At 73.1% G+C, this 25,017-nt stretch carries 23 protein-coding genes; 14 read left to right on the forward strand and 9 right to left on the reverse strand.

The genetic code is table 11. The features are described 5' to 3' along the window. Positions 1 to 23 precede the first annotated feature (23 nt). The 3 genes from ACZ6R9_RS23950 to ACZ6R9_RS23960 all read left to right on the forward strand — a co-directional run bounded on the left by ACZ6R9_RS23950 (position 24) and on the right by ACZ6R9_RS23960 (position 3,274). Positions 24 to 1,967: a fumarate reductase/succinate dehydrogenase flavoprotein subunit gene (locus ACZ6R9_RS23950; protein ID WP_465540346.1), complete on the forward strand. Its 1,944-nt coding sequence runs from the start codon at positions 24 to 26 to the stop codon at positions 1,965 to 1,967. Beyond that, positions 1,964 to 2,692: a succinate dehydrogenase/fumarate reductase iron-sulfur subunit gene (locus ACZ6R9_RS23955; protein WP_380478737.1), complete on the forward strand. Its 729-nt coding sequence runs from the start codon at positions 1,964 to 1,966 to the stop codon at positions 2,690 to 2,692. Before ACZ6R9_RS23950 ends, ACZ6R9_RS23955 begins: the two co-directional genes overlap by 4 nt. Positions 2,693 to 3,037: 345 nt before the next feature. Then, positions 3,038 to 3,274 carry a chaplin gene (locus ACZ6R9_RS23960; RefSeq protein WP_380478735.1) on the forward strand — a complete coding sequence of 79 codons (237 nt, stop codon included), beginning with the start codon at positions 3,038 to 3,040 and terminating at the stop codon, positions 3,272 to 3,274. On the opposite strand, the gene ACZ6R9_RS23965 is transcribed toward ACZ6R9_RS23960, so the two are convergent. Then, positions 3,264 to 4,439: a helix-turn-helix domain-containing protein gene (locus tag ACZ6R9_RS23965; protein WP_380478733.1), complete on the reverse strand. Its 1,176-nt coding sequence runs from the start codon at positions 4,437 to 4,439 to the stop codon at positions 3,264 to 3,266. The genes ACZ6R9_RS23960 and ACZ6R9_RS23965 overlap by 11 nt on opposite strands. Before the next feature lie 223 nt (positions 4,440 to 4,662). Between ACZ6R9_RS23965 and ACZ6R9_RS23970 the strand changes: the two genes are divergently transcribed. Continuing rightward, positions 4,663 to 5,457, forward strand: coding sequence for a class II aldolase/adducin family protein (locus ACZ6R9_RS23970; protein ID WP_465540240.1), 795 nt, complete (start codon positions 4,663 to 4,665; stop codon positions 5,455 to 5,457). A 7-nt stretch (positions 5,458 to 5,464) separates the two neighbouring features. Here the strand turns inward: ACZ6R9_RS23970 and ligD are convergent, their stop codons facing one another. Further along, entirely contained in the window at positions 5,465 to 6,457 is a 993-nt protein-coding gene (gene ligD / locus ACZ6R9_RS23975) for a non-homologous end-joining DNA ligase (RefSeq protein ID WP_380478729.1), read from the reverse strand. A gap of 244 nt (positions 6,458 to 6,701) precedes the next feature. Here ligD and ACZ6R9_RS23980 point away from each other — a divergent pair, with 244 nt between their 5' ends. Further along, entirely contained in the window at positions 6,702 to 7,766 is a 1,065-nt protein-coding gene (locus tag ACZ6R9_RS23980; RefSeq protein ID WP_465540242.1) for an ATP-dependent DNA ligase, read from the forward strand. Here ACZ6R9_RS23980 and ACZ6R9_RS23985 read toward each other — a convergent pair. Beyond that, positions 7,739 to 8,737 carry a TetR/AcrR family transcriptional regulator C-terminal domain-containing protein gene (locus tag ACZ6R9_RS23985; protein ID WP_465540243.1) on the reverse strand — a complete coding sequence of 333 codons (999 nt, stop codon included), beginning with the start codon at positions 8,735 to 8,737 and terminating at the stop codon, positions 7,739 to 7,741. The two genes, ACZ6R9_RS23980 and ACZ6R9_RS23985, sit on opposite strands and share 28 nt — an antisense overlap. A 169-nt stretch (positions 8,738 to 8,906) precedes the next feature. Here ACZ6R9_RS23985 and ACZ6R9_RS23990 point away from each other — a divergent pair, with 169 nt between their 5' ends. Then, positions 8,907 to 10,124, forward strand: coding sequence for an FAD-dependent monooxygenase (locus ACZ6R9_RS23990; protein ID WP_465540245.1), 1,218 nt, complete (start codon positions 8,907 to 8,909; stop codon positions 10,122 to 10,124). A 14-nt stretch (positions 10,125 to 10,138) separates the two neighbouring features. Here ACZ6R9_RS23990 and ACZ6R9_RS23995 read toward each other — a convergent pair whose 3' ends face one another. Continuing rightward, positions 10,139 to 11,794, reverse strand: a complete 1,656-nt coding sequence (locus tag ACZ6R9_RS23995) for a hypothetical protein (protein ID WP_465540247.1) — start codon at positions 11,792 to 11,794, stop codon at positions 10,139 to 10,141. 45 nt (positions 11,795 to 11,839) lie between these two features. On the opposite strand from ACZ6R9_RS23995, the gene ACZ6R9_RS24000 reads away from it, so the two are divergent. The 8 genes from ACZ6R9_RS24000 (at position 11,840) to ACZ6R9_RS24035 (ending at position 19,517) form a co-directional block, all read left to right on the forward strand. Next, a complete protein-coding gene (locus tag ACZ6R9_RS24000) occupies positions 11,840 to 13,081 on the forward strand; it encodes a hypothetical protein (protein WP_465540248.1) in 1,242 nt (413 codons plus the stop codon). 279 nt (positions 13,082 to 13,360) lie between these two features. Continuing rightward, a complete protein-coding gene (gene tdh, locus ACZ6R9_RS24005; protein WP_380478718.1) occupies positions 13,361 to 14,392 on the forward strand; it encodes an L-threonine 3-dehydrogenase in 1,032 nt (343 codons plus the stop codon). A gap of 48 nt (positions 14,393 to 14,440) precedes the next feature. Beyond that, entirely contained in the window at positions 14,441 to 15,631 is a 1,191-nt protein-coding gene (locus tag ACZ6R9_RS24010) for a glycine C-acetyltransferase (RefSeq protein ID WP_380478716.1), read from the forward strand. A 168-nt stretch (positions 15,632 to 15,799) separates the two neighbouring features. Beyond that, the gene (locus ACZ6R9_RS24015) at positions 15,800 to 16,732 is read left to right on the forward strand and encodes a LysR family transcriptional regulator (protein ID WP_380478714.1); all 933 of its coding nucleotides are present in this window, start codon (positions 15,800 to 15,802) and stop codon (positions 16,730 to 16,732) included. 92 nt (positions 16,733 to 16,824) lie between these two features. After that, a complete protein-coding gene (locus ACZ6R9_RS24020) occupies positions 16,825 to 16,974 on the forward strand; it encodes a hypothetical protein (RefSeq protein WP_465540250.1) in 150 nt (49 codons plus the stop codon). A 5-nt stretch (positions 16,975 to 16,979) separates the two neighbouring features. Next, positions 16,980 to 17,402: a type II toxin-antitoxin system death-on-curing family toxin gene (locus ACZ6R9_RS24025; RefSeq protein WP_465540252.1), complete on the forward strand. Its 423-nt coding sequence runs from the start codon at positions 16,980 to 16,982 to the stop codon at positions 17,400 to 17,402. Between the two features lie 101 nt (positions 17,403 to 17,503). Further along, a complete protein-coding gene (locus ACZ6R9_RS24030) occupies positions 17,504 to 18,433 on the forward strand; it encodes a Gfo/Idh/MocA family protein (RefSeq protein ID WP_465540254.1) in 930 nt (309 codons plus the stop codon). 247 nt (positions 18,434 to 18,680) lie between these two features. Next, a complete protein-coding gene (locus ACZ6R9_RS24035; protein WP_465540256.1) occupies positions 18,681 to 19,517 on the forward strand; it encodes a hypothetical protein in 837 nt (278 codons plus the stop codon). 9 nt (positions 19,518 to 19,526) lie between these two features. Here the strand turns inward: ACZ6R9_RS24035 and ACZ6R9_RS24040 are convergent, their stop codons facing one another. From ACZ6R9_RS24040 to ACZ6R9_RS24060, 5 genes are all read right to left on the reverse strand, one after another. After that, complete coding sequence (locus ACZ6R9_RS24040; protein ID WP_465540258.1) at positions 19,527 to 20,810, reverse strand: JmjC domain-containing protein; 1,284 nt, start codon at positions 20,808 to 20,810, stop codon at positions 19,527 to 19,529. Then, a complete protein-coding gene (locus ACZ6R9_RS24045) occupies positions 20,807 to 22,003 on the reverse strand; it encodes a hypothetical protein (protein WP_465540260.1) in 1,197 nt (398 codons plus the stop codon). Before ACZ6R9_RS24045 ends, ACZ6R9_RS24040 begins: the two co-directional genes overlap by 4 nt. Next, positions 22,000 to 24,321 (reverse strand): DUF4135 domain-containing protein, encoded by a 2,322-nt coding sequence (locus tag ACZ6R9_RS24050; protein WP_465540262.1) that lies wholly within the window; start codon positions 24,319 to 24,321, stop codon positions 22,000 to 22,002. The genes ACZ6R9_RS24045 and ACZ6R9_RS24050 overlap by 4 nt, the downstream gene beginning before the upstream one ends. A 105-nt stretch (positions 24,322 to 24,426) precedes the next feature. Continuing rightward, positions 24,427 to 24,591 carry a hypothetical protein gene (locus ACZ6R9_RS24055; RefSeq protein ID WP_465540264.1) on the reverse strand — a complete coding sequence of 55 codons (165 nt, stop codon included), beginning with the start codon at positions 24,589 to 24,591 and terminating at the stop codon, positions 24,427 to 24,429. 43 nt (positions 24,592 to 24,634) lie between these two features. Further along, positions 24,635 to 24,787: a hypothetical protein gene (locus tag ACZ6R9_RS24060; protein WP_380478700.1), complete on the reverse strand. Its 153-nt coding sequence runs from the start codon at positions 24,785 to 24,787 to the stop codon at positions 24,635 to 24,637. Positions 24,788 to 25,017: the final 230 nt, after the last annotated feature.

Here is a 25,017-nt window from a genome sequence, read left to right on the forward strand (position 1 = left end):
GAACGAACGCCGGAGAGGCCCCGATGAGCTACCTCGACTACACCGTCGGCGCGCCCGTCGCCGACACCCGGGCCCCGGCCGGGCCGATCGAACAGCGGTGGGACCAGCGGCGGTTCGAGGCCAAGCTGGTCAACCCGGCCAACCGCCGCAAGCACACCGTGATCGTGGTCGGCACCGGCCTGGCCGGCGGCGCGGCCGGCGCGACGCTCGCCGAACAGGGCTACCACGTCGTCCAGTTCTGCTTCCAGGACTCCCCGCGGCGCGCCCACTCGATCGCCGCGCAGGGCGGCATCAACGCCGCGAAGAACTACCGCAACGACGGCGACTCGATCCGCCGGCTGTTCTACGACACCGTCAAGGGCGGCGACTTCCGCGCCCGCGAGTCCAACGTGCACCGCCTGGCCCAGGTCTCGGTGGAGATCATCGACCAGTGCGTGGCCCAGGGCGTGCCGTTCGCCCGCGAGTACGGCGGCCTGCTCGACACCCGCTCCTTCGGCGGCGTCCAGGTCTCCCGCACCTTCTACGCCCGAGGCCAGACCGGCCAGCAGCTGCTGCTCGGCGCCTACCAGGCGCTGTCCCGCCAAATCGCCGCCGGGAACGTCGAGTTGCACGCCCGCACCGAGATGCTCGACCTGATCGTGATCGACGGCCGGGCCCGCGGCATCGTCGCCCGCGACCTGGTCACCGGCGAGATCCGCTCCCACCTGGCGGACGCCGTGGTGCTCGCCACCGGCGGCTACGGCAACGTGTTCTACCTGTCCACCAACGCCAAGAACTCCAACGCGACGGCCATTTGGCGCGCCCACCGGCGCGGCGCGTACTTCGCCAACCCCTGCTTCACGCAGATCCACCCGACCTGCATCCCGCGCTCCGGCGACCACCAGTCCAAGCTGACGCTGATGAGCGAGTCGCTGCGCAACGACGGCCGGATCTGGGTGCCGAAGGCGAAGGGCGACAACCGGCCGCCCGGGCAGATCCCCGAGGACGAGCGGGACTACTACCTGGAGCGGATCTACCCGGCGTTCGGCAACCTGGTGCCCCGCGACATCGCCTCCCGGGCCGCCAAGGTGGTCTGCGACGAGGGCCGCGGCGTCGGCCCCGGCGGGCAAGGGGTGTACCTGGACTTCGCCGACGCGATCGCCCGGCTCGGCCGGGCCGCCGTCGAGGCCAAGTACGGCAACCTGTTCGAGATGTACGAGCGGATCACCGCCGAGGACCCGTACACCGTGCCGATGCGGATCTACCCGGCGATCCACTACACGATGGGCGGCCTGTGGGTCGACTACGACCTGCAGACCACCGTCCCCGGCCTGTTCGCGATCGGCGAGGCCAACTTCTCCGACCACGGCGCCAACCGGCTCGGCGCGAGCGCGCTGATGCAGGGCCTCGCCGACGGCTACTTCGTCCTGCCGCCCACGCTGAACGACTACCTGGGCCGCACCCCGCTGGAGCCCGTCCCCGGCGACCACCCCGAACTCGCCGAGGTGGAGGCCGAGGTGACGGACCGGCTGCACCTGATCCTCTCGGTGGACGGCGACCGCACCCCCGACTCCTTCCACCGCGAACTCGGCGAACTGCTCTGGGACAACTGCGGGATGGCCCGCGACGAGGCCGGCCTGCGGCACGCGCTGGCCCGGATCCCCGAACTGCGCGAGGAGTTCTGGCGGCGGATCAAGGTTCCCGGCACCGGCGCCGAACTCAACCAGGCGCTGGAGAAGGCAAATCGGCTGGTCGACTACTTCGAACTCGCCGAACTGATGTGCCTGGACGCGCTGCACCGCAGCGAGTCCTGCGGCGGCCACTTCCGCACCGAATCCGCCACCCCCGACGGCGAAGCCGCTCGCCGGGACGAGGAGTTCAGCTACGCCGCCGCCTGGGAGTTCACCGGCACCGGCGACGCCCCCGTCCTGCACAAGGAAGAGCTCGTCTTCGAGCACGTCCACCCCACCCAGCGGAGCTACGCGTGAACCTCACCCTGCGCATCTGGCGCCAGCAAGGCCCGGACACCCCGGGCGAGATGACGATCTATCAGATATCCGGCATCAGTGAGGACATGTCCTTCCTGGAGATGTTGGACACCCTCAACGAGGAACTCATCCTGCGCGGCGAGCGCCCCGTCGCCTTCGACCACGACTGCCGCGAAGGCATCTGCGGCGCCTGCGGCATGGTCATCAACGGCCAGGCGCACGGCCCCGAACGCACCACCACCTGCCAGCTGCACATGCGGCACTTCAACGACGGCGACACCATCGACGTCGAACCCTGGCGGGCCGGCGCCTTCCCCGTGGTGCGCGACCTGGTGGTGGACCGCTCCGCGCTGGACCGGATCATCGGCTCCGGCGGCTACATCACCGCACCCACCGGCTCCGCCCCCGAGGCGCACGCCACCGCCGTCCCCAAGGAGGCCGCCGACCTCGCCTTCGAGCACGCCGAGTGCATCGGCTGCGGGGCCTGCGTCGCCGCCTGCCCCAACGGCTCGGCGATGCTGTTCACCGCCGCCAAGGTCGTCCACCTCAGCGTCCTCCCGCAGGGCGCGCCCGAACGCGCCTCGCGGGTACGGAACATGGTGGGCGCGATGGACGCCGAGGGCTTCGGCGGCTGCACCAACACCGGTGAGTGCGCCACCGCCTGCCCCAAGGGGATCCCGCTGACCGGAATCGCCCGGCTCAACCGCGAGTTCCTGCGGAGCTGACCGGCTCCCCGGGCAGCCGGCCCCCGTAGGGAAGTCGATCGCCAGGCGGGGCCGCCTCGTGCACCAGGTGTCCCACCGGGACGGTGTGCAGGCGGCCGTGGGGGATGGTGCGGGCCGACGCGGCGACCCGGCTCTGCGGTCGGTGACTGGCCGGACCGCCCGCGATCACCAGGGTCGGCGTGGTCGCGGCGGCCCGTCCGGCCGGACCACCGGACCGGTTGGGCATCGGGCCCGGTTCGGGGCGGGCGGCGGACACGCCCACGATCCGTTCAATGCGGAGGTTCGGGGCGCTTGAGCAGGTGTGATCGGGGTCAGATTGTCCGATCATCACATGAGGAGTTTTCCATGCGTATTCGCACGTCCCTCGCCGCCTCCGGACTGGCCGTGGCCTGCCTTCTCGTCGGAGCCGGCTCCGCCGCCGCCGACGCCGAAGCGGAAGGCGTCGCCGCCAACTCGCCCGGCGTCCTCTCCGGCAACCTGATCCAGATCCCCATCGAGGTGCAGGCCAACGTCTGCGGCAACTCGGTCAACATCGTCGGCCTGCTCAACCCGGCGGTCGGGAACATCTGCATCAACAAGTGACCGACGACGGTCCAGGCGCGCCCGGGCCCGCCGCGCTCTGCGGGCGGGCCCGGGGCGGCGCCCCACGCTCCAGCCAGCTGCGCAGCGCCCACCACCAGTGCGCGGTGTGCTCGACGCCACCGGTCAGCGGGTCGCCACCGGTCAGGTCGCGCAGTCGCCGCAGCCGGTACTTCACCGTGTTGGGGTGCACGTGCAACTCGGCGGCCGTCCGGTCGGTGCGGCCGCCGTGGGTCAGCTGGGCCAGAGCGGTGGCGGCGAGCTCACGGTGGAAGGGATCGCCGGGGTCCAGGGCGCCCAGCAGGGAGCCCGCCAGCAGGGCCCCGAGCTCGCTCTCGGCGGGCGTGGCGGTGAGCAGGGCCAGCTCGGCCAAGTGGTGAAGTCCCGTCAGGCCGGCCGCCTCGGCGGCTCGAAGGGCTTGCCGGGCGAGGACGTACAGGGGGGCCAGGCCGGACGGTTCGGCGGGCGGCGTGACGACGGCGGTCGGGCCGTCGATGGGCAGGACGGGCAGGGGTCCGGTCAGCGCCGCCAGCCGGCCGTCCACGAAACCGCACAGGCCGGGGCCCGCCGCGGCGAGCGCCTGCTCCAGCGGGCCCGCCAGCGCCGGATCGCTCACCGCCGTCACCACGCACCGGTACCGGCCGGTCGGCGACAGCGGCGCTCCGGGCGTCTCCACCTGTTCCCCGTGCAGGAGTTGACGCAGGGTCTGGGCGTGGCCCTCGCGGGCGGTGCGGGCCGCCGCCAGCTCCGCCACCCGGTGCGCCTGCACCATGCGGCGAGCCAGCATGATGGTGATGTGGTCGATCCGGGTCACGCCGTCCAGCAGCTCGTCCGCCGGGACGGCGCAGCGCCGGCCCTCCGCGATCACCGCCCCCACCAGGTGCGAGCGGCCCGCCTGGAAACCGTCCAGCAGCGCCGCCACCGGCACCCCCTGGCGCGCCCGGTCCGAGCCCAGCAGCGCCGCCGCCGCGAGCGCCTGCGCCCCCGGCTCGCCGTCGCCCTGCAACGCCGCGCGCACCCCGTCCAGCAGGGCCCGGGTGTGCCGTCGCACCTCCCGTTCCGGCAGCGCGGCGACCAGCTCGGACGCGGCCCGCGCGGCCCGTACCGCCGCCGCGAGCACCTCCGGGTCCTCGGTGCGCCCGGCCACCAGCCGCACGAACGCCTCCACCGACCGTCAACCTCCTGTGCTCGACCCTGCCTGTGCTCGACCCTGCCGGTGCTCGATCCGGCCTGTGTTCGACCCTGCCGGTGCTCGACCCCGCTCGTGCTTGACCCCGGCGGACAATCGGCGCCGTCCGCGTTGGGCGCCGCAAGCCTATGCCCGGCCCGGCCGGCCCTGGTGAGCTGTGCCCGCCCCCGCCAGTGCGCACCCCATGGAGAGGTGACCTGCCATGTCCGACACCGAGTCCCTGCTCGACCGCCTGCCCGGCAACCTGATCTTCCGACTGCCACCGAGCTTCGACACCGTCGAGGAGGAGCGCCGCCACCGCAAGGAACGCCTGGCCGCCGCGCTGCGGATCTTCGGCAAGCTCGGGTTCGAGGAAGGCGTCGCCGGGCACATCACCGCCCGCGACCCGGAACTCACCGACCACTTCTGGGTCAACCCGTTCGGCCTGTCCTTCAAGCACATCAAGGTCAGCGACCTGGTGCTGGTCGACCACCACGGCACCGTGGTCGAGGGCCGCTACCCCGTCAACCAGGCCGCGTTCGTCATCCACTCGACCATCCACCGGGCCCGCCCGGACGTGGTCGCCGCCGCGCACAGCCACTCCACCCACGGGCGGGCGCTGTCCGCCCTCGGCCGCCGCCTTGAGCCCATCACCCAGGACGTGTGCGCCTTCTACCAGGACCACGCCCTGTTCGACGACTACACCGGCCTGGTCACCGACCTGGAGGAGGGCGAGCGGATCGCCACCGTCCTCGGCCCGCACAAGGCCGTCATCCTGCGCAACCACGGCCTGCTCACCGTCGGCAGCACCGTGGACGCCGCCGCCTGGTGGTTCATCACCATGGAACGTTCCTGCCAGGTCCAATTGCTCGCCCAGGCCGCCGGCCCCACCGTCCCGATCTCCCCCGAGAACGCCGCCCTCACCTACCGCCAGATCGGCAACGACCTGGCCGGCTGGGTCAACTACCAGCCCCTGTACGACCAGATCACCCGCGAACAGCCCGACCTGTTCGAGTGAGGGCGGGTCATTTCTTGGCCCGGCTCGGCTGCACCCGGCGCGGCTCGCCCGGCATCTTCGGGTGGTCCGGCGGGTAAGGCAGATCGCCCGCGTCCTGGTGCGCGTACAGCTCCAGCACGCGCTCCAGGGAGGCGGGTCGGCGTTCCATGTCGGCGTGCAGGTCGCCGAGTTCGGCGAACCGCTCGGGCACGGTGCGCAGGGTGAACTCGGTGGGGGAGACCTGCTCGACCTCCTCCCAGCGCAGTGGCGTGGAGACGGTGGCCTGCGGGCGGGGGCGCAGCGAGTACGGGGAGGCGATGGTGCGGTCGCGGGCCATCTGGTTGTAGTCGACGAAGATCCGCTCGCCGCGTTCCTCCTTCCACCACTTGGTGGTGACCTCGCCGCCGCTGCGGTGCTCCAACTCGCGGCCGAGCGCGATGACGGCGTGCCGGCAGTCGGTGAACGTCCAGCGCGGCTCGATCGGCACGTACACGTGCAGACCCCGGCCGCCGGACGTCTTCGGCCAGCCGGTCAGGCCGAACTCCTCCAGCAGCGGCCGCAGTTGGAGCGCCGCGCGGACGGCGTCGGTGAAGTCGGTGCCGGGCTGCGGGTCGAGGTCGATGCGCAGCTCGTCGGGGTGCTCGGTGTCCGCGCGGCGCACCGGCCACGGGTGGAAGGTCAGACAGCCCAGGTTGGCCGCCCACAGCACGGCGGCGTCCTCGGTCGGGCAGATCTCGTCGGCGCTGCGGCCGGACGGGAAGGCGATCCGCGCGGTCGGCAGCCACTCCGGCAGGCCCTTCGGCGCCCGCTTCTGGTAGAAGAACTCGCCGTCCACGCCGTCCGGGAAGCGCTGCAGCGTGGTCGGCCGCTCGCGCAGGCCGCGCAGCACGCCCGGGGCGACCGCCAGGTAGTACTCGGCGACGTCCCGCTTCGTGTACCCGGGCTCCGGGTAGTACACCTTGTCCGGGTTGGACAGCCGTACCGTGCGGCCGCCGACCTCCAGTTCCACAGCAGAAGCCATGCCGTCCACGCTAGGCGGCCCGCCCACGCATCGCGCGTTGCGCCCACTGCGCGTTGCGCCCGCCGCGCGTTGCGCCCGCCGCGCGTTGCGCCCGCCGCGCGTTGCGCCCGCTGCGCCCACTACCCGCTGCACCCGCCGCGCGTTGCGCCCGCCGCGCGTTGCGCCCACCGCGCTCAGGCAGCCGACACGCCGGGGCGGCTCGACACGCCGTGGCGCGGTGCGCGGGCCGGGGACCATCGGGGGCATGCAGCTACCCGTGATGCCGCCGGTCTCGCCGATGCTCGCCAAGGCCGTCACCGCGATCCCGCCCGGCATGCAGTACGAGGCGAAATGGGACGGCTTCCGGGCGATCGTGTTCCGCGACGGAGACGAGATCGAACTCGGCTCGCGCACCGGCAAGCCGCTGACCAGATACTTCCCCGAGGTGGTGGCGGCCGTCCGGGACCAGTTGCCCGAGCGGTGCGTGGTGGACGGCGAGATCGTCGTCGCGCACGACGGACGGCTGCACTTCGAGGAACTGCTGGAACGCATCCACCCCGCCGCGTCCCGGGTCCGCACCCTCGCCGAACGCACTCCCGCCTCGCTGGTCGCCTTCGACCTGCTCGCCCTCGACGACGAGGACCTCACCACCCGCCCGCTGATCGAACGCCGCGCCGAACTCGCCCAGCTGCTGGCGGACGGCACCCCGCCCGTCCACCTGGCCCCCGCCACCACCGACCTCGACACCGCCCGCGGCTGGTTCTCCCGCTTCGAGGGCGCCGGCCTGGACGGCGTGGTAGCCAAACCGCTCGACGCCCCGTACCGGCCGGGAGAGCGCACCATGTTCAAGGTCAAGCACGTCCGCACCGCCGACTGCGTGGTGGCCGGCTACCGCGAACACAAGAGCGGCCCCGTGGTCGGCTCCCTGCTGCTCGGCCTGTACGACCCCGACGGACGCCTCCAGCACGTCGGCGTCAGCGCCTCCTTCCCGATGGCCCGCCGCCGCGAACTCGCCGAGGAACTCGCCCCGTTGAGGCTCGACGCCGACGACCTGAGCGGCCACCCGTGGGCGGCCTGGGCGGACGAACAGGCCCAGGCGAGCAGTCGGCTCCCCGGCGCGGTCAGCCGCTGGACCGGCAAGAAGGACCTCTCCTGGGTGCCGCTGCGCCCCGAGCGGGTGGCCGAGGTCGGCTACGACCACATGGAGGGCACCCGGTTCCGGCACACCACCCAGTTCAAGCGCTGGCGGCCGGACCGCACGCCGGAGAGCTGCACGTACGCGCAGCTGGAGGAGCCGGTCTCCTACGACCTGGGCGAACTGCTGGGCTGAGCGGCCGAGTTGACCAGTACCGCGAGGCCGTCCAGCAGGCGCTGGAGCCCGAACTCGAAGAGCTGGTCGAGGTCGAAGTCGTAGCTCTCGTGGGTGAGTCGGAGGAAGGTGGGGTGTTCGGCGATCAACTCCATGAACCGGGGCTCCTGCTGGTCCATCCAGGCCTCGGCGTCCTGCCCCGTGGCGGCCTCGGCGGCGGCCTCCATCTCCAGGTTGAGCGCGGTGCCGCGGATGTAGTTGAACAGCGTCAGGTACGCGGTGAACACTGTCTGAACGTCCAGGCCCTCGGCGACCAGGGTGGACAGCACCCACTCGCCGTACGGCAGCGCGTTGGCGACCGGTTGGGGGCGGGTCACCGACATTGCGGACGCCAGCCAGGGGTGCGCCCGGAACAGGTCCCAGAGCAGGCGGGCGGCCAGTTCCAGCCGGGCCCGCCAGGGCAGCGCGGCGTCGGCGGGGGAGAACCTCATGTGGGCGAAGACCTGGTTCATCATCAGGTGCACCAGGCCGTCCTTGTCGGGCACGTGCCGGTACAGCGACATGGTGGCGGCGTCCAGCTCGGCCGCCACCCGGCGCATCGACAGGGCCTCCAGGCCCTCGGCGTCCGCGATCGCCACGGCCGCCGCGACGATCCGGTCCGCCGTCAGGCCGCCCTCGACGGTGAGCCGGCGCGGGATCTGCCGCTCGCCGCCGGCGGTCGTGCGGGCTGCGGGCCTGGCGGGTGCGGTGGGCGTGGCGGGTGCGCCGTGCGCGGTGGGAGCGGCGGCCTGGGCGACGACGGTGCCGACGCCGGGGACCATCCGCACCAGGCCCTGGCCGCGCAGCTCCGTCAGCACCTTGGTGGCGGTGGCCATCGCCACGTTCCAGCGGCGGGTGATCTCCCGGGTGGACGGCACCCGGTCGCCGGTCCGGAGCTCGCCGCGCTCGATCCGCTGCCGCAGTTCGCCCGCGATCTGTTCGTAGCGATCCACCCGCTCCACCTCCGCACTAGTGCACCAGTCGGCCCGTGCCAGCTGCCCGTCTCGGCACCGTACCAGGGTTCGGAGTGCTTCGGGCTGCACTAGTGCACTAGTGCAGTAATTCGAGGGATCGGCTTGATTGGGTTGTGCAGTGCGGTGCGTACGCCGTACGTTCGATGCCATGAAGAACGCGGACATCCTCGTCTCCGGCGGCGGCATCGCCGGACCCACCCTGGCGTACTGGCTACGCAAAGCCGGCTTCCGTCCCGTCGTGGTGGAACGCGCCCCCGCGCCCCGCCCCGGCGGACAGGCCGTGGACCTGCGCGGCGCCGGACGCACCGTCATCGAGCGGATGGGCCTGCTCGACCAGGTCCGGCAGGTCACCGTGGACCAGCGCGGCCTCGCCCTGGTCGATCGGGACGGCAAGCGCATCGCCGAGATACCCACCGAAGCCTTCGGCGGCCAAGGCATCGTCTCCGACCTCGAACTCCTCCGCGACGACCTCGCCACCGTGCTGTACCGGGCCACCGCCGACGACGTCGAGTACCTCTTCGACGACACCGTCACCGCCCTCCGGGAGGACGCCGACGGCGTGCACGTCACGTTCGAGAACGCCCCGCCCCGCCGCTTCGACCTGGTGGTCGGTGCGGACGGCCTGCACTCCACCGTCCGCCGGCTCGCCTTCGGGCCCGAGAGCGAGCACTTCGTCCCCATCGGCGGCTACACCGCGTGGTTCACCGCCCGCCTCGGCCTCGACCTCGACGACTGGTTCCTGATGTACAACGCCCCCGGCGGGCGGGTGGCGATGGCCCGCCCCGGCCGGGCGCCCGGCGAGGTCAAGGCGGGACTCAGCTTCCGCTCCGCCCCCCTCGCCTACGACCGCCGCGACCGCGCCGCCCAGCAGCGCCTGCTCACCGACCGTTTCGCCGGGGCCGGTTGGGAGGTCGACCGACTGCTCGCCGCGATGACGGAGGCCGACGACTTCTTCTTCGAGCACCTGGGACAGGTCCGCCTCGACCGCTACACCCGCGGTCGAACAGCCCTGATCGGCGACGCCGCCTGCTGCCCCACCCCGCTCACCGGCCTCGGCACCAGCCTCGCGCTGGTCGGCGCCTACCTGTTGGCCGGCGAACTCGCCACCGCGAACGGCGACTTCACCACCGCCTTCGCCCGCTTCCAGCACCGGATGAAGCCCTACGCCGCCAAGGCCCAGGAACTTCCCCCGGGAGGCATGGCGGGCTACGCCCCCAACGGCCGCACGATGATCGCGCTGCGCGCCGCGTCCATGCGCTGGATGACCCGCAGGCCACTGCGCTCCATCATGGAGGCCCAGGCCGCGAAGGCGAGCGAGGTCGAACTGCCCGACTACGCCAACGCCTTGGCCCCACACGGCGGTTGAGCGTGGAGCCGTCGTCAGGAACGGCCGAACCAGCGGCGCTTGGCCGGGGGCCGGGGCGGCGCGGGGGCGTCCGCCGGCGGGCCGTCGTACTCGCGGGAGACCACCTGGACCTGGCCCGATTCGGCGTCATGGCGCACCGTGTCCAGGCCCTGGCGGTCGAGTTGGGCGATGGTGTCGGCGTGGGTGGTGGTGTTCAGGGCGATCATCCCGATCTTCGGATGCTTCGGGCCCTGCTCCACCTCCTCGTGGAGCAGGGTTTGCATCAGGCGGTCGGCCGAGCCCGAGGGAAGGTCCTCGTCCACCGAGATGTGCACCAGCAGGTGCTCCTCGCCGGTGGTCTGCCACCGGACTTGTGCGATCCAGACCGAGCGGACGGCGGGGAACTCGCGGATCCGCCGAACCAGGGCCTGGCGCAGGGCGACTGCGGTCGGGTCGGTGGACCAGTCGAGCCTGAACTCCGCCCCGGGTCCGTAGGCCGCCCGATCCCGCAGCAGCTGCCCGGGAAAGGACGCCCACCAGCGCCCGGAGTACACCTTGAGCTTGCCGACGCCGGTCTGCTCCAGGATGTCCCGCAGCCGTGCCTCGTCGCAGTGCAGCATCGCGGGGGCCGTCGGAAATCGCTCCGCGCCGACTTCCGCGCTGGTGAACCCGATCAGGATGGGCGACTGGTCGTCGTCGGGGAGGAAGATCACCTTCCAGGCGTCGGTGACGGGAATGAACGCCCCGCCCTCGACCAGCGCGGCGAGCAACGCCTCCGGCGCGGGCTCGTGCCCGTCCGTGTGGCTGTCGAGGAGCTCGGCGAGACGGTGGTTCGACTGCTTGTTCCCGGGCGCACCGGAGTTCTTGGGCGGCTGCTGCCCGCCGGGTCTCCTCGACGCCCGACTGCCGTTCCCCGCAGGCGAGTTGGGCGGGGGCGCGGGGGTGTTCATCGGGTCGTCGTGTTCGTGGGAGACCACCTGGACCTGGCCCGATTCGGCGTCGTGGCGCACCGTGTCCAGGCCCTGGCGGTCGAGTTGGGCGATGGTGTCGGCGTGGGTGATGGTGTTCAGGGCGGCCATCGCGACCTTGGGCCGGCCCGGGCCGAGTTCCACGTCCTCGCGGAGCACAGTCTGCATCAGGCGGTCGGCGGAACCGGAGGGCAGGTCTTCGTCCACGGCGAAGTGCACCATCAGGTGTTCCCCCTCGGCCGTCACCCGGGCGACCCAGACCGAGCGGACGGCGGGGAACTCGCGGATCCGCCGAGCCATCGCGTCGCGCAGGGCGATCGCGGTCGGGTCGGTGGACGGGCCGTATTCCATCTCCGTTCCGGGCCCGTAGTCCGCCCAGTCGCGCAGCACCTGCTCGGGCAGCAGCGCCTGCCCGTCCCTGGAGCGGATCGCGAGCCGGGCGATGCCGGTCTGCGCCAGGATGTCCCGCAGCTGCGCCACGTCGCAGTGCAGCATCGCGGGGGCCGACGGCAGCAGTTCCGCGCCGACCTCCGCGCCGGTGAATCCGAGCAGGGTGGGCGGCATCTCGTCGTCGGGGAGGACGATCACCTTCCGGTCGGTGGTGACGGGAATGAAGGCCCCGCCCTCGAACAGTGCGGTCAGCACCGCCTCCGGCGCGGGCTCGTGCCCGTCCGCGCGGCTGTCGAGAAGTTCCTCAAGACGGGCGTTCGATTGCTCAGTCACGCGCGCAGCGTAGTGCTCGGACGGCCGGTGTCGGGGGCGAACGGCATGATCAACGTCATGCGCTGCGACCTCTGTGACCACGACCTGGCCAAGTACGACGTGCCGCCTTCCCGGTGGTACCGCGAGATCCGGATCTGCACCTGGTGCTTCGCGGTCGTCCGGGTCGGCCTCGACGGCGCGTGCGCCCGGCAGGCGTACAGCGAGTGGGACTTGCGGTGGGAGGCCGCCTGGAGCGACATGCTGCCGGATGCCCGGCGGCACGCGTACGGGTACTTCCGGCGCACGCTCTGCGGGATCGAACGCCCGGACCTGACCGGCTCGCCGTTCGGCATGTGGGGCGGCGGCCAGGACGAGTGCCCCGACTGCACCGCCACGGCCCGGGCCATCGACGCCCGCTGGCCCGAGGACCGGCGCGACGACCTCGGCGGGTTCCTGGTGCCCGAGCCCGAGCCCGCCCCGGAGGACCGGGACCCGCTGCCGGACGAACTCGGCCACCCGGACGTCCAGTTGCCCGAAGCGCGGTGGAGCCCGCACACGCGGGTCCTCGCGGCAGCGCCGCCGCCACCGGAGGACGCGTACCGGGCGATCGGCGACGGCCCGTCGGCGGTGCGGCTGCCGGCGTGCTGGGCCGGGTACGGCATCGGCCCCTACCGGCCGTACGACCGGCAGTCCCGGACCTTCGCCTGGTTCCAGGCCTACGCCCCGGACACCGTGCCGCCGCTGGACGAGGCGAGCTTCGTCGGCGACTACGCGTGGTTCGGCGAGACCGGCGAGCCGCTGGACTACCGCACCGCCGTGACGGACCCGATCGCGGCCGAGCTGGCCCGGGACGGGCTCGAACTCCCGGCGGATTTCCTGGCGTTGATCACCCGGGCCGCTCTGCACCGCTGCCTCGACCGGGTCGGCGGCGGCGCGTGGACGGACGTTTCCGGCCCGGTGCCCAGCCCGCTGGACCCGGCCGACCGGCTGGTGGCGTTCTTCCGCGACCAGCAGAGCTGCATCGTCTGGTACCTGTACCTGCACCACAACGGGCAGTCGGCGGTGGTCAGTTCGGCCCGGGACCTCACCGAGGAACCGGAGGCCCGCTACGGACCGGACGGCGAGCTGGTCATGCCCTCGTCCCCGGAGCTGTTCTGGAACGCGCCGAGCACCGAGATCTTCGCCTACCGCTTCCTCGCCGAGGGCCACCTCATCGAGGCGATCAACGACCGCAGACGCGCGGCCGACCTCGACCCCGAGCACCTCGCGTACCTGGCGCACTACCTGCCGGGTGCGAACGCCGACTGAAGGCACAGCGGTTGTGGACGGCGCGCCGAGCGGCCGTCCGGGCCCCCGTGGCGCTGCTCCGTCCGGGTGCTTTCCGGCACGCCGCCGACCGCCGCGCCGTCCTGCTCGGGCACGATCGTTCAGCCCTGCTGTGGCACCCGTTAAGAATTCCTCGATGGACCGCACCCCCCGTGACCAGGCAGATTTCACCCTGCCCGGCCGGTGAACCGCCGCACGCCGGGCCACCCCCGGGCCTGCCGACCGCAGGACCGCCCGCACTTCGCGTCAGGAGCCCTCGCAGTGAAGGCACTCGTCAAGCTGGACGCCGCCCCCGGCCTGTGGATGACCGACGTCCCGGAGCCGGAGATCGGCCCGGGCGACGTCCTGATCAAGGTCCTGCGCACCGGCATCTGCGGCACCGACCTGCACATCCGCAAGTGGGACGGCTGGGCCCAGCAGACCATCAAGACCCCGATGACCATCGGCCACGAGTTCGTCGGCGAGGTCGCCGCCCTCGGCGCCGCCGTCACCGACATCAGCGTCGGCGACCTGGTCAGCGGCGAGGGTCACCTGGTCTGCGGCAAGTGCCGCAACTGCCTGGCCGGCCGCCGCCACCTGTGCCGCAACACCATCGGCCTGGGCGTCAACCGCGACGGCGCGTTCGCCGAGTACGTCGCGCTGCCCGCCTCCAACGTCTGGGTGCACCGCGTCCCCGTCGACCTCGACGTGGCCGCCATCTTCGACCCGTTCGGCAACGCCGTGCACACCGCGCTGTCCTTTCCGATGGTCGGCGAGGACGTGCTGGTCACCGGCGCCGGCCCGATCGGCATCATGGCCGCCGCCGTCGCCAAGCACGCCGGCGCCCGCAACGTGATGATCACCGACGTCTCCGAGTACCGCCTGGAGCTGGCCCGCAAGCTCGGCGTCACCCTCGCCCTGGACGTCTCGCAGCACACCATCGAGGACGGCCAGCACCAGCTCGGCCTGCGCGAGGGCTTCGACGTCGGCCTGGAGATGTCCGGCCGCCCCGAGGCCATGCAGTCGATGATCGCCAACATGACGCACGGCGGAAAGATCGCCATGCTCGGCCTGCCCGCCGACCAGTTCCCGATCGACTGGTCCGCCGTGGTCACCTCGATGCTCACCATCAAGGGCATCTACGGCCGCGAGATGTTCGAGACCTGGTACGCGATGTCCGTGCTGCTCGAAGGCGGACTCGACCTCAGCCCGGTGATCACCGGCCGGCACGCCGCCCAGGACTTCGAGGCCGCCTTCGACGAAGCCGCCGGCGGCAACTGCGGCAAGGTCATCCTCGACTGGACCACGCTCTAGACCGCAAGCTCGGCAAGCCTGTTGACCCTCGTTAGGAGCGACACCCCCGTGTTCGACACCGTCCGCGACGACCTCGCCGCCACCCTCGTCGAGATCCGCGAAGCCGGCCTGTTCAAGCCCGAACGCGTCATCGGCACCCCGCAGTCCGCCGAGATCACCGTCACCTCCGGCACCGGCGGCCAGGTGCTCAACTTCTGCGCCAACAACTACCTCGGCCTCGCCGACCACCCCAAGGTGATCGACGCCGCCAAGGAGGCGCTGGACCGCTGGGGCTACGGCATGGCGTCCGTCCGCTTCATCTGCGGCACCCAGGACGTGCACAAGGAACTGGAGCAGCGGCTCTCCCAGTTCCTCGGCCAGGAGGACACCATCCTCTACTCCTCCTGCTTCGACGCCAACGGCGGCGTCTTCGAAACGCTGCTGGACGAGCGCGACGCGGTCATCTCCGACGCCCTCAACCACGCCTCCATCATCGACGGCATCCGGCTCTCCAAGGCCCGCCGCCACCGCTACGCCAACCGCGACCTGGCCGACCTGGAGCAGCAGCTCAAGGCCACCCAGGACGCCCGCCGCCGGCTGATCGTCACCGACGGCGTGTTCTCCATGGACGGCTACATCGCCCCGCTCGCCGAGATCTGCGACCTCGCCGACCGCTACAACGCCATGGTCATGGTCGACGACTCGCACGCCGTCGGCTTCGTCGGCCCCACCGGCCGCGGCACCCCCGAGCTGCACGGCGTGATGGACCGCGTGGACATCATCACCGGCACCCTCGGCAAGGCCCTCGGCGGCGCGTCCGGCGGCTACGTCGCCGCCCGCCGCGAGATCGTCGCGCTGCTGCGCCAGCGCTCCCGCCCGTACCTGTTCTCCAACTCGCTCGCCCCGGTGATCGCCGCCGCCTCGCTCACCGTGCTCGACCTGCTGGAGACCAGCGACGACCTGCGCGAGAAGCTCGCCGCCAACACCGAGCTGTTCCGCACCAGGATGACCGAGGCCGGGTTCGAGATCCTGCCCGGCGAGCACCCGATCGCCCCCGTCATGATCGGCGACGCCGCCAAGGCCGGACGCCTCGCCGAGCTGCTGCTGGAGCGCGGCGTCTACGTGATCGGCTTCTCCTACCCGGTGGTGCCGCACGGCGCCGCCCGGATCCGGGTCCAGCTGTCCGCCGCGCACAGCACCGAGGACGTCGAGCGCGCCGTCGCCGCGTTCATCGACGCCCGGGCCGCGCTCGGAGAGTAAGCCCCACGACCCGGCGCGGGCCAACCCTCAACCGCGCCATCCGCGACGGGCCGCCTCCTTCCCATCCCCCGGGCGGCCCGCCGAGGCGCGGGGAGCCGATCCCCGGCTCCCCGCGCCACCTCCGAGCACCCGTTCGGATCACCCCCGCGGCGCTGGCAGAATTGACCCGTGATCGACGCACGACGGCTGCGGACCCTGCGGGCCGTGGCCGACCACCGGACCGTGACCGCCGCGGCGGCCGCGCTCTACCTCACCCCCTCCGCGGTCTCCCAGCAGCTCGCCGCCCTCGAACAGGAGACCGGCCACACCCTGCTGGTCCGCGACGGCCGGGGCGTCCGCCTCACCGCCGCCGGCGAGATCCTGGTCTGCCACGCCGACGCCGTCCTCGCCCAACTGGAACGCGCCGAGGCCGACCTGGCCGCCTACAGCTCCGGAGCCGCCGGCGAAGTCACCGTCGCCGCGTTCGCCACCGGCATCGCCATGGTCCTCGCCCCCGCGATCGCCGCACTGGCCGGCACCCACCCCGGCCTGCGCGTCAAGGCGCGCGACTCCGAGGGCGACGCCAGCCTGCCGATGCTGCTCGACGGCCGCGCCGACATCGCCGTCGCCGTCGAATACCGCGGCGCCCCGCGCCCCGACGACCGGCGGCTCACCCGGCTCCCGCTGTACGCCGAACCCTTCGACGCCGTCCTCCCGCTCGACCACCCGCTCGCCGCCGGCACCGGCCCCGTCGCCGTCGCCGAACTCGCCGACGAACCGTGGATCGGCCCCTACCCCGGCAACCCCTGCCACGACGTGGTCCTGCTGGCCTGCGAGAACGCCGGCTTCCAGCCCCGGCTGGTGCACTCCTCCGACGACTTCAGCGCCGTCACCGCACTCGCCTCGGCCGGCGCGGGCGTCGCCCTCGTCCCACGCTCCGCCCTGCGCGCCGCCGACCGCGGCCGGGTCGCCGTCCGCCCCGTCACCAGCGCCCTCGCCACCCGCAAGGTGTTCGCCGCGACCCGGGCCGGCGCCGAACTCCACCCCCTGATCCGGCCCGTCCTACGCGCCCTCGCCGAAGCCGCCGGCCACCTCGACCGCCGCGCGGGGCAAGCGGTTTGACGGGCCCTCCGCGCTCCTAAATCGGTGGACGGCCGCCTTCCGGTTCACTACCGTCGGTGCCCGAACCGACGGAACCGGGAGGGAGCGCCACCATGGAGCAGCAGGGACAGCAGCAGGACCAGCAGCGGGATCCGCGCGCCCTCGCCTGGGCGCCCGCGCAGCGTGCCGAGCGGCGGGCCGCGCTGGTGGCGCGGATACGCGCGGCCAACGCGGAGACGCTGGAGAGGCTGGCCGACCTGTGACCACCGTGCGCGCGACCGATTACCTCGACGAGGACGACCTCACCCACCTGCTGGGCGAGGTCGCCACCGTTCGCGAGCGCTCCCTGCTGCAGTCCGCACTCGGCCGCCCGCAGGCCTCGGTGTTCGGCGCCGACGCCTACCCGGACGTGTGGACCAAGGCGGTCGCCCTCGGCGAATCCCTGGCCCGCAACCACCCCATGACGGACCGGAACAAGCGCACCAGCTTCGAGTCGATGCTGCTGTTCCTCGACTACAACCACCAGCCCTACACCGACCCGCACCCCGACGACGCCGTCGAGTTCGTGCTGCGCCTGGCCCAGGGTGGCTATGCCGGCCAACTGCCGGACGCGGTGGCCGACTTCCGCGGGATGCTGGGCGCATCGGCGGCGCAGGCGCAGTCGTCGAAACGGAGCCCGGAGACGGGGTGATTCGGCCGGTCCATCCGCAACCTGACTGCTCAACAGCGGTCTGGCATATGCTGCCGGGTGGCCCGCGCCGGGCCGTCATCCACCTCGCAGGAGTGCCCAGAATGAGCGATCACGAGTCCGACCGCACCGCCGCCCTTCCGATCGGTGTCATCGGGCTCGGAGACATCGCGCAGAAGGCCTACCTGCCGGTCCTCACCGCCCAGCCCGGCCTGGACCTGCGGCTGATGACGCGGGACAGGGCCAAGCTGGACCGGATCGGCGAGGCCTACCGGATCCCGTTCCGGACCACCGACCTGGACGAGCTGATCGACTCCGGCATCCGGGCCGCGTTCGTGCACGCCGCCACCGAGCAGCACGTCCCGATCGTGGAGAAGCTGCTCACCAGGGGCGTCGAGGTGTACGTGGACAAGCCGCTGGCCTACCATCTGGACGGCGCGCGGCACCTGGTCGAGCTGGCCGGGCGCGAAGGCCGTTCGCTGATGGTCGGCTTCAACCGCCGCCACGCCCCCGGCTACCTGCTGGCCGCCGAACGCCCGCGCGACCTGATCGTGCTGCAGAAGCACCGCGAGGGGCTGCCCGAGCAGGCCCGCACCCTGGTCTTCGACGACTTCATCCACGTGGTGGACACGCTGCGATTCCTGGCCCCCGGCGAGATCGAGCAGGTGGACGTCCGGGCCCGGGTCCGGGGCGGCCTGGTCGAGCACGTCGTGCTGACCCTGGCCGGCGAGGGCTTCACCGCGCTCGGCCTGATGAACCGGGTCTCGGGCTCCGCCGAGGAGATCCTCGAAGTGTCCGGAGCCGACTCCAAGCGCGAGGTCCACAACCTCGCCGACGTCATCGACCACAAGGGCCAGCCCACCGTCCGCCGGCGCGGCGACTGGGTGCCGGTCGCCCGCCAGCGCGGCATCGAACAGGTGGTCCTGCACTTCCTGGACGCGCTGCGGGCCGGCAAGACCCTCGACGCCACCGACGCGCTGCGCACCCACGAACTGTGCGAACTGATCGTGGAACGCATCGAGTCCGCCGTCTGACCCCCGGATCCCGTTCTGCCGACAGGCCGTCAGCCGGCCCCGGCGCGGATCGCTCGAACGAGCGATTCACCCGATCGGTGCGCACCCCGAAAGGATCAGTTCCACCGGCACCGGGACGGGGCATGCGCCCAGCAGAGAAGCCGCCGACCGGCTGCCGACGAGCCCCTGACCAGGCATCGGACGGCCACCGGCGGTCGGCGGCGCCAACTGTACGGTGGCGAACGAGATCCGACCGCAGGAGAGCCACGTGACCGCACCCGACCCCGGGCCCCCACCTCACGACGGGGAGCAGCCGGACGGCCCGCACCCCGCCGAGGGCCATCCGGACCGGGTGACGTTCCACGCCAGCCGCGACGGCGTCTCCTGGGAGGCCCCGGACACCCAGGCCAACCGGCGCGCCCTGCTGCTCTCGCTCGCCATCCTGGGGACGGTCACCACGATCACCGTCCTCGCCATGAACGCGGCCGGCATCATCACGGCGCTCCCCATCGGCATCAAGTCCAATGAGGCCGTCAGCACTCCCCGGGTCCCGCCGCCACCGTCGGCGCCCGTGCCGTCGGCCCCGTCCGTGCCCGCGCCGTCGCCGCTCCCGTCGCCGTCCGCCGAACCGAGTCCGAGCCCGAGTCCGAGTCCGAGCATCCGGGCGCCGCGCACCGTCTCGTTCCAGATCGACGTGGTCAGCACCGGCTACGAGCTGATCGACCTGGACGCCCCGAACGACAAGCCGCTCTCCACCCTCGTCACCGACGAGGACTGGAACGCGATGTCCGAGGCCGACCAGAAGTCCTACGAGCTCGTCGCCCACGACCACCCGGCGCCCACCCTCGTGCTCGGCAACCTCGCCGCCGTGCTCCCGCCCGGCACCGAGCTCACCGAAGCCGGCTGCCGCGAAGCCGCCCGGGCCGGCACCATCAAGAGCTTTCGCTACGCCACCGCCGCCGAGCGCCCCGCCAACGACGCCAAGGGCCTTCGGGCCGGCGCGACGCTCTGCCTGACCAGCAGCAAGGGCGCCGTGATCGCCGTCCGGATCGCCGACATCCCCTACGATCTCGGCCTGGTCAAGCTCGACGTGACCATCTGGTGACGGACGGCCCTACCGGTCGCGGGTCAGGGCACGGAAGCTCTCCAACGCCTCCAGCAGGTCGCGGGCGTCCGCCCGGGCGGCGTCCGGCAGGCCGGCCAGCAGCTCGCCGACCGGGACCGGCTTCCGTCCGGCGAGCCGCCGCAGCAGCGGCTCCGCCTGCTGCCGGGTCAGCGCGCTGCGCAGCAGGTGCCCGTTGGCGGCGCACAGCAGCGCCCCGCCGACCGGCTCGTACAGCACCCGGGCGCGCACCCGCACCACCGTGCCGTCGTCCAGGGGCCGCAGTGGCTCGGGCGGCGGCACGGGGCACAGGCCGGAGGCGCTCAGGTCGCGGAGCGAGACCGAGGCGACGCGGTCCCGCATCCGGTCGGGGTCGCGGTACGCCTGGAAGACCCGCAGGGTCTGCTCCAGCGCTTCGGGCAGCGCGCCGTCCGCCGGCAGTGCGGGCACCGACAGCGGAGCCGTGGCGGCGGGCAGCCGCACCAGGGCGGCGTCCGGATCGACCATGGCGTCCGCAGCCCGGCCCAGCAGCAGGTCGTCCACGTCGTGGACCGCGCGGTGCGCCTCGCGCGGCACGCCGACATTGACGCTGGTCGCGACCGCGCCGTCGACGCTCTCGCCGACGTGGTAGTAGTTCGCGGGCCAGTACAGCAGGTCGCCGGGCTCGGGTTCGGCGGTGAACGAGGTGGCCAGGTGGGCCTGGTAGTCCAGCTTGGTGGTCACCGGCTCGGTCCACGGGCGCTCCCGCCAGAACCGCATCCGCTTGTGGCCGGCGAGGGCGAACAGGAAGGTGGCGAAGCGGTCCCGGTGGACACCGACCGGGGTGTGCTCGTAGTTGCCGTGGAAGAGCGTGGTGATCGCCCCCGACAGCGGCAGCCCCGTGCGCTCCCACAGCGGTTCGAAGAACGCCCGCTGGCGCTCCCACTGCCCGGCGTGGAAGGCGTGGAAGGCGTGCACGACCAGCGCGTACCGCCGCTCCCGCGAGAAGGCCGCCAACTCGGCGTCCAGCCGCCGCCGGTAGCCGTCGAAGCTGCCGTCCCCGGAGCGCGGGAACCAGTTCGCGGGCTCGGACTGCTGGAAACGGCCGACGGCGAACTGGGCGTTCGGCGGCATCAGGTACGCGCCGGGCGGCCGGGTGCCGAGGGTGGTGGCGGCGAAGACCTCGCGCAGCTCGAAGGGCGCCGGGAGGGCGGCCTTGATCAGCACCGGGCGCCGGTCCCAGTAGAGCGCGGTGAACTCGTCCCAGCGGAGCGGTCCCTGGACGACGGCCAGGTCGCTCACGGGTGCGGTCGTCATCCGTCCGTCCTCCCGCCATCGGTCAGGTCGATTCCCCGCAGCCGGTGGAGCGTGCCCAGCAGCGCGGTCACGGCGCCGTTGTGCTCGTCCGCGCCCACCGCCCGGCACAGCTCGCCGACCGTCAGTTCGCGGCCGGGCCGCAGCTGCTGGGCGATCCGCTCCCCGGCGGCCCCGCCGACCGGGAAGACGTGCCCGTTGACGGCCCAGATCCAGCGGCCGGGCCCGTCCGGCAGCCGGACGATCTCGGGCATCACCCGCAGCCGCTGCCCGGGGGTGAGCGGGACCTCGGCGCGGGGCCCGGGTGCGGGTTCCAGCCCGGCCGAGGAACACCAGGCCGCCCACCGGGTGCGCAGCGCGGCGGGCAGCTCCGCGCCCCCGGCCGCCGCGCGGGCCGCCTCGCCGACGGCGACCACCGCGGCGGCCGGGAGGGGCGGCCGGTCAACGGGCGGCGGGTAGGGCAGGCAGGGCACCGTGCCGTCGTACTCCAGGCGGTCCCGGACGTCCTCGGCCAGCAGGTTCTTCACCGCTCCGGTCGCCAGGCGCTGCGCACGGGGGACGCAGATCCGCAGCGTCAGGCAGCCGTCGAGGTGGCGTTCGCGCCAGCGGGAGCCCTCCGGCCAGTACAGCAGTTCGCCGGCGGTGGCCCGCAGGACGCGCAACTCGCCGTCCGCCTCGTGCAGTTCGGCCTCCAGGGTGCCCTCCAGCACCCAGGTCAGCACCGCGTGTTCGGAGGGGAGGCCCAGGCCCCGGAGGTGGGTGAAGTCGTCGCCCTCGGTCAGCTCGGCCACGACCGGCAGGCACGGCAGGCCGACCTGGCGCCAGAGTGCGGCGAGGGTGTCCCGGACCGCCGACCACAGCGACCAGTCGGTGTGCAGAGGCTGACGGACGCTCAGCAGGAATCCGGCGTCCGTCCCGCTGCCGGGCGGCTCGCCGCGCAGCCGGGCCCGGTAGGCGGCCGGGCTCCGGTCGGCGGCGTCGGGCAGCAGCCGTCCCGGCGCGCCGAGCCAGCCGAGCGGGGTGTGCAGGCGGACCTGCGGCAAGGTCCGGAACACCGCTCCGGCGCGGAAGGGCTCGCAGGCGGCGACGATCGTGCGGTGCAGGTGCGCCGGGTCCGCCGGGGCGGGTGCCGGGAGCAGGGCGGGCTCCTTGCCCCAGGCTCCGGCGAGGAGCTCGGTCCAGTCGGTGGTGCTCACGCCTGTACCCCTTCGTTCTCGGGTGCCGGATACTTCCGTGCCAGCAGGGCGGCGTAGTCGGCGAGCGGGCCGAGGCCGACGGCCGCGCGTCGCTCGTCCACCCGGTCCTCGTCCTCGATCGGGCAGGGCCGCAGTGCGCCGCCCGCTACCCGCTCGAACTTCGTGCCGTACAGCTGCGGGCGGCCCTCGGCGCGGCGCAGCGAGTCGGTGAGGTAGGCGGCGTCGCGCCGGGGCAGGTCGCCGCGCTCGGCCGCGGCCTCGATCAGCGCCAGGCACTCGCGCCGGAACGCGAGGTCGCCGGTGTGGTGCTGGAGCAGGGCACACGCCACCGTGGCGGCCTGCGCACCGACCAGGGCGCGGCCGGGCCAGCCGTGCTCGGCGACCACGCCGCGCAGCCAGCTGATCCCGGTGCTGGTCAGCCGGTCGAGCTTCGCTTCCAGCCCGGTGTCGGCGAAGCCCCCGGCGGCCCACGGCTCGCGCAGCGCGGCGTCGAGCCGGCCCAGGCGCAGCAGCCGTGCGCGGATCCCGGCGGCGGCCTGGGCCTTCGCACCGTTCAAGGGGTCCACGCGCAGCCGCAAGGTGGTCTCGTCCCACCGGTAGGTGATGCGGCGGTCCGCCTGCGGCCAGTCGAAGGACGCCTCGCCCTCACGCGGGCCGCGCCAGGCGATCCGCACCCCGCGCTCGGGGTCGTGCAGCTCGCTCCGCTGCGGCTCCAGGTCGCCGTACACGTGCTCGACCGCGTCGCGCAGGGCGATGCCGAGCCCGGCGAGGTCCAGCTTCCCGCCCTCGCGGACAGCGGCGACCGGCGGCCAGAGGCGGCCCCCGTCCCACCCCGGGGCATCGGCCGGGTCCGTGCGCAGCTCGCGGCCGGGCGGCATCCGCAGCGCGAGCAGCGGGCCGCCGTCGGCCGCGCGGAAGAAGTACGGGACGTCGCCACCCGCGAGCTGCGCCAACTCGCCCTCGGTGAACGGGATTTCACCGCCGTCCGGGTACTCGGCCGTCGGGCGGGCGATCACCCGCAGCAGGTGCCCGGCGGCCCGCTCGCCGATGAACTCGGCGAGCCGGGCGCGGTTTCGGCACATCAGCGTCCAGGCGTCGAACATGCCGCGCAGCATGGCCGGCAGGTAGGGGCCGTACCCGGCGCTGCCCTCGGTGTCCCCGACCACCGCGCGGGTCTCGGTGCGGGCCAGGGGCAGGGTCCGCCGTTCCAGCCGCAGCGAGCCGTCCGGCTGCGGGCGCCAGCAGGTCGCGGGGCCGTCCACGTCGCACCAGCGCGCGACGTTCTCCAGGCCGGTGTGGTGCTGCGCGGAGACCGCGGGATCGAACAGCAGCCCGGTCTCGAACAGGCGCTTCAGATCGGCGAAGTACGCCTCCAGATCGACCGGGAACGGCAGCGGCTCGCCGTCCTCCGGGCGCTGCCCGATCAGCACGTTGCCACCGATCAGGTCGGCGATCCCGAACGCGAACGCGGCGGCGGCCAACGACCCGGCGCGGTGCCAGTAGCGGGCCGCCGCCCCGGGGTCGAGGACGGCGCCGCGCAGGCTGAACCCGCCGTCGGCGCGCAGGACGCCCCACGCGTCCGGCGGCTCGATCCACTCCTGCCAGGAGTAGCACGCCCGGTCCGGGCCACTGCCCGCCCAACTCCGCATCGTCGGCAGCCGGATGGGGCAGGCCGCCGGGGGCAGCGAGTTGAGCAGGGCGAACACCGAGCCCTCGGTGGCCAGGAACAGGATCTCGCCGTTCGCCGGGCGCGGCTTGTACGCGAGCCGGCCGCCGTCGGCGAACTCGACCCGCAGCACCCGCTGGCCGCCGTTGTGCGTCTCCTCGCCGTTCGCCCACAGGCCGGTGACCCGGTGGCCGGAGGGCCGGTCGCGGGCCAGCCGCTCCAGGAACAAGGTCAGGAAGTCCAGGTACTGCCCGGCCCGCCGGTCGGCGAAGGCGGCGGCGCGCCCGGGCGGCTGGTCCAGACAGGCCGCCAGGGTCTCGGCGAGCAGCGGACCGAACAGGTCCGCGTTCTCCAGCCGCAGCACCTGCGGATCGACCCGCCGGGCATCGGCCCGCGCCGACCACGCGTCGATCCGCCGCAGCACCTCGTGCAGTGGCGCGAAGCGGGCGTCGGCCAGCGCCTGCTCCAGGGCCCGCGCGTCGGACGGTCCCCCCAGCGGGCGCGCGACGGCGAGCGTGCCGTCCGGCCCGGGGACGGCCACCGGCGGGAACGCCCGCCCGGCCCTGCCCTCGGCCAGTGCCGCCAGCAACCGCCGTGTCGCGGGCGGGAGTTCGGGCGCACGGGTGGCGCCGCCGTGGTCGCGCAGTTCCATTCCGCCCCTGGTCAGGTGGTCGGGGTACGACGCCGCGCGGCCGTTCGGGCCGGGCGCCGCGCGGCGCCCGGCCGCGCGGCGCCGTGGGCTACGTCGCGCCCGGAGCTAGAAGCAGCAGTAGATGCGCGCCCACGTCGCGGTCGGGACGCTCTCCATCCTGGTCTGCCGGTGCTCCGGAACGCCCTGCTCCAGGTCACCGATCACCAGGTCGAACTCCTCCTCCGCGGTGAAGGTGAAGTCCTGCGGCGCCTGCACGGTCAAAGTCTCCATCGATTTCCCTGACGGTAGGAGGGGCCCAGCGATTCGGAAACGCTTACTGCGGAACGCAGTAGATGTGCAGGGTGCAGGTGGTGGCACTGGGCGTGTTCGCCGGAGCGGTCTGCTCCAGTTCGCCGACCACGAGGTCGAACTCCTCGTCGAGGACGAGGGTGTCGCCCTGGGGTGCTTGCAGGGTAGGAGCTTCCATGGAGGGTCCTCCTGACAAGAGCGCACGGCAGGCCACCGCAACCTCCGGTGACCGGGCGTCGTGCGGGTGACTGAATCTGCCGCCGCTTGACGCGACCGCGTCAGACAGTGTTGCCCAGCCGGACCGGTTCGTCAACATAACTTCCGTGTGCGGCAACAGTATTGGCCCGGCCGGGCCGATTGTCCGTGGGGCCCGCTACTGTCGCCCGCGCGGACCAGGACGGAAAGTGG

This window comes from Kitasatospora sp. NPDC048662 (genome assembly GCF_055587065.1).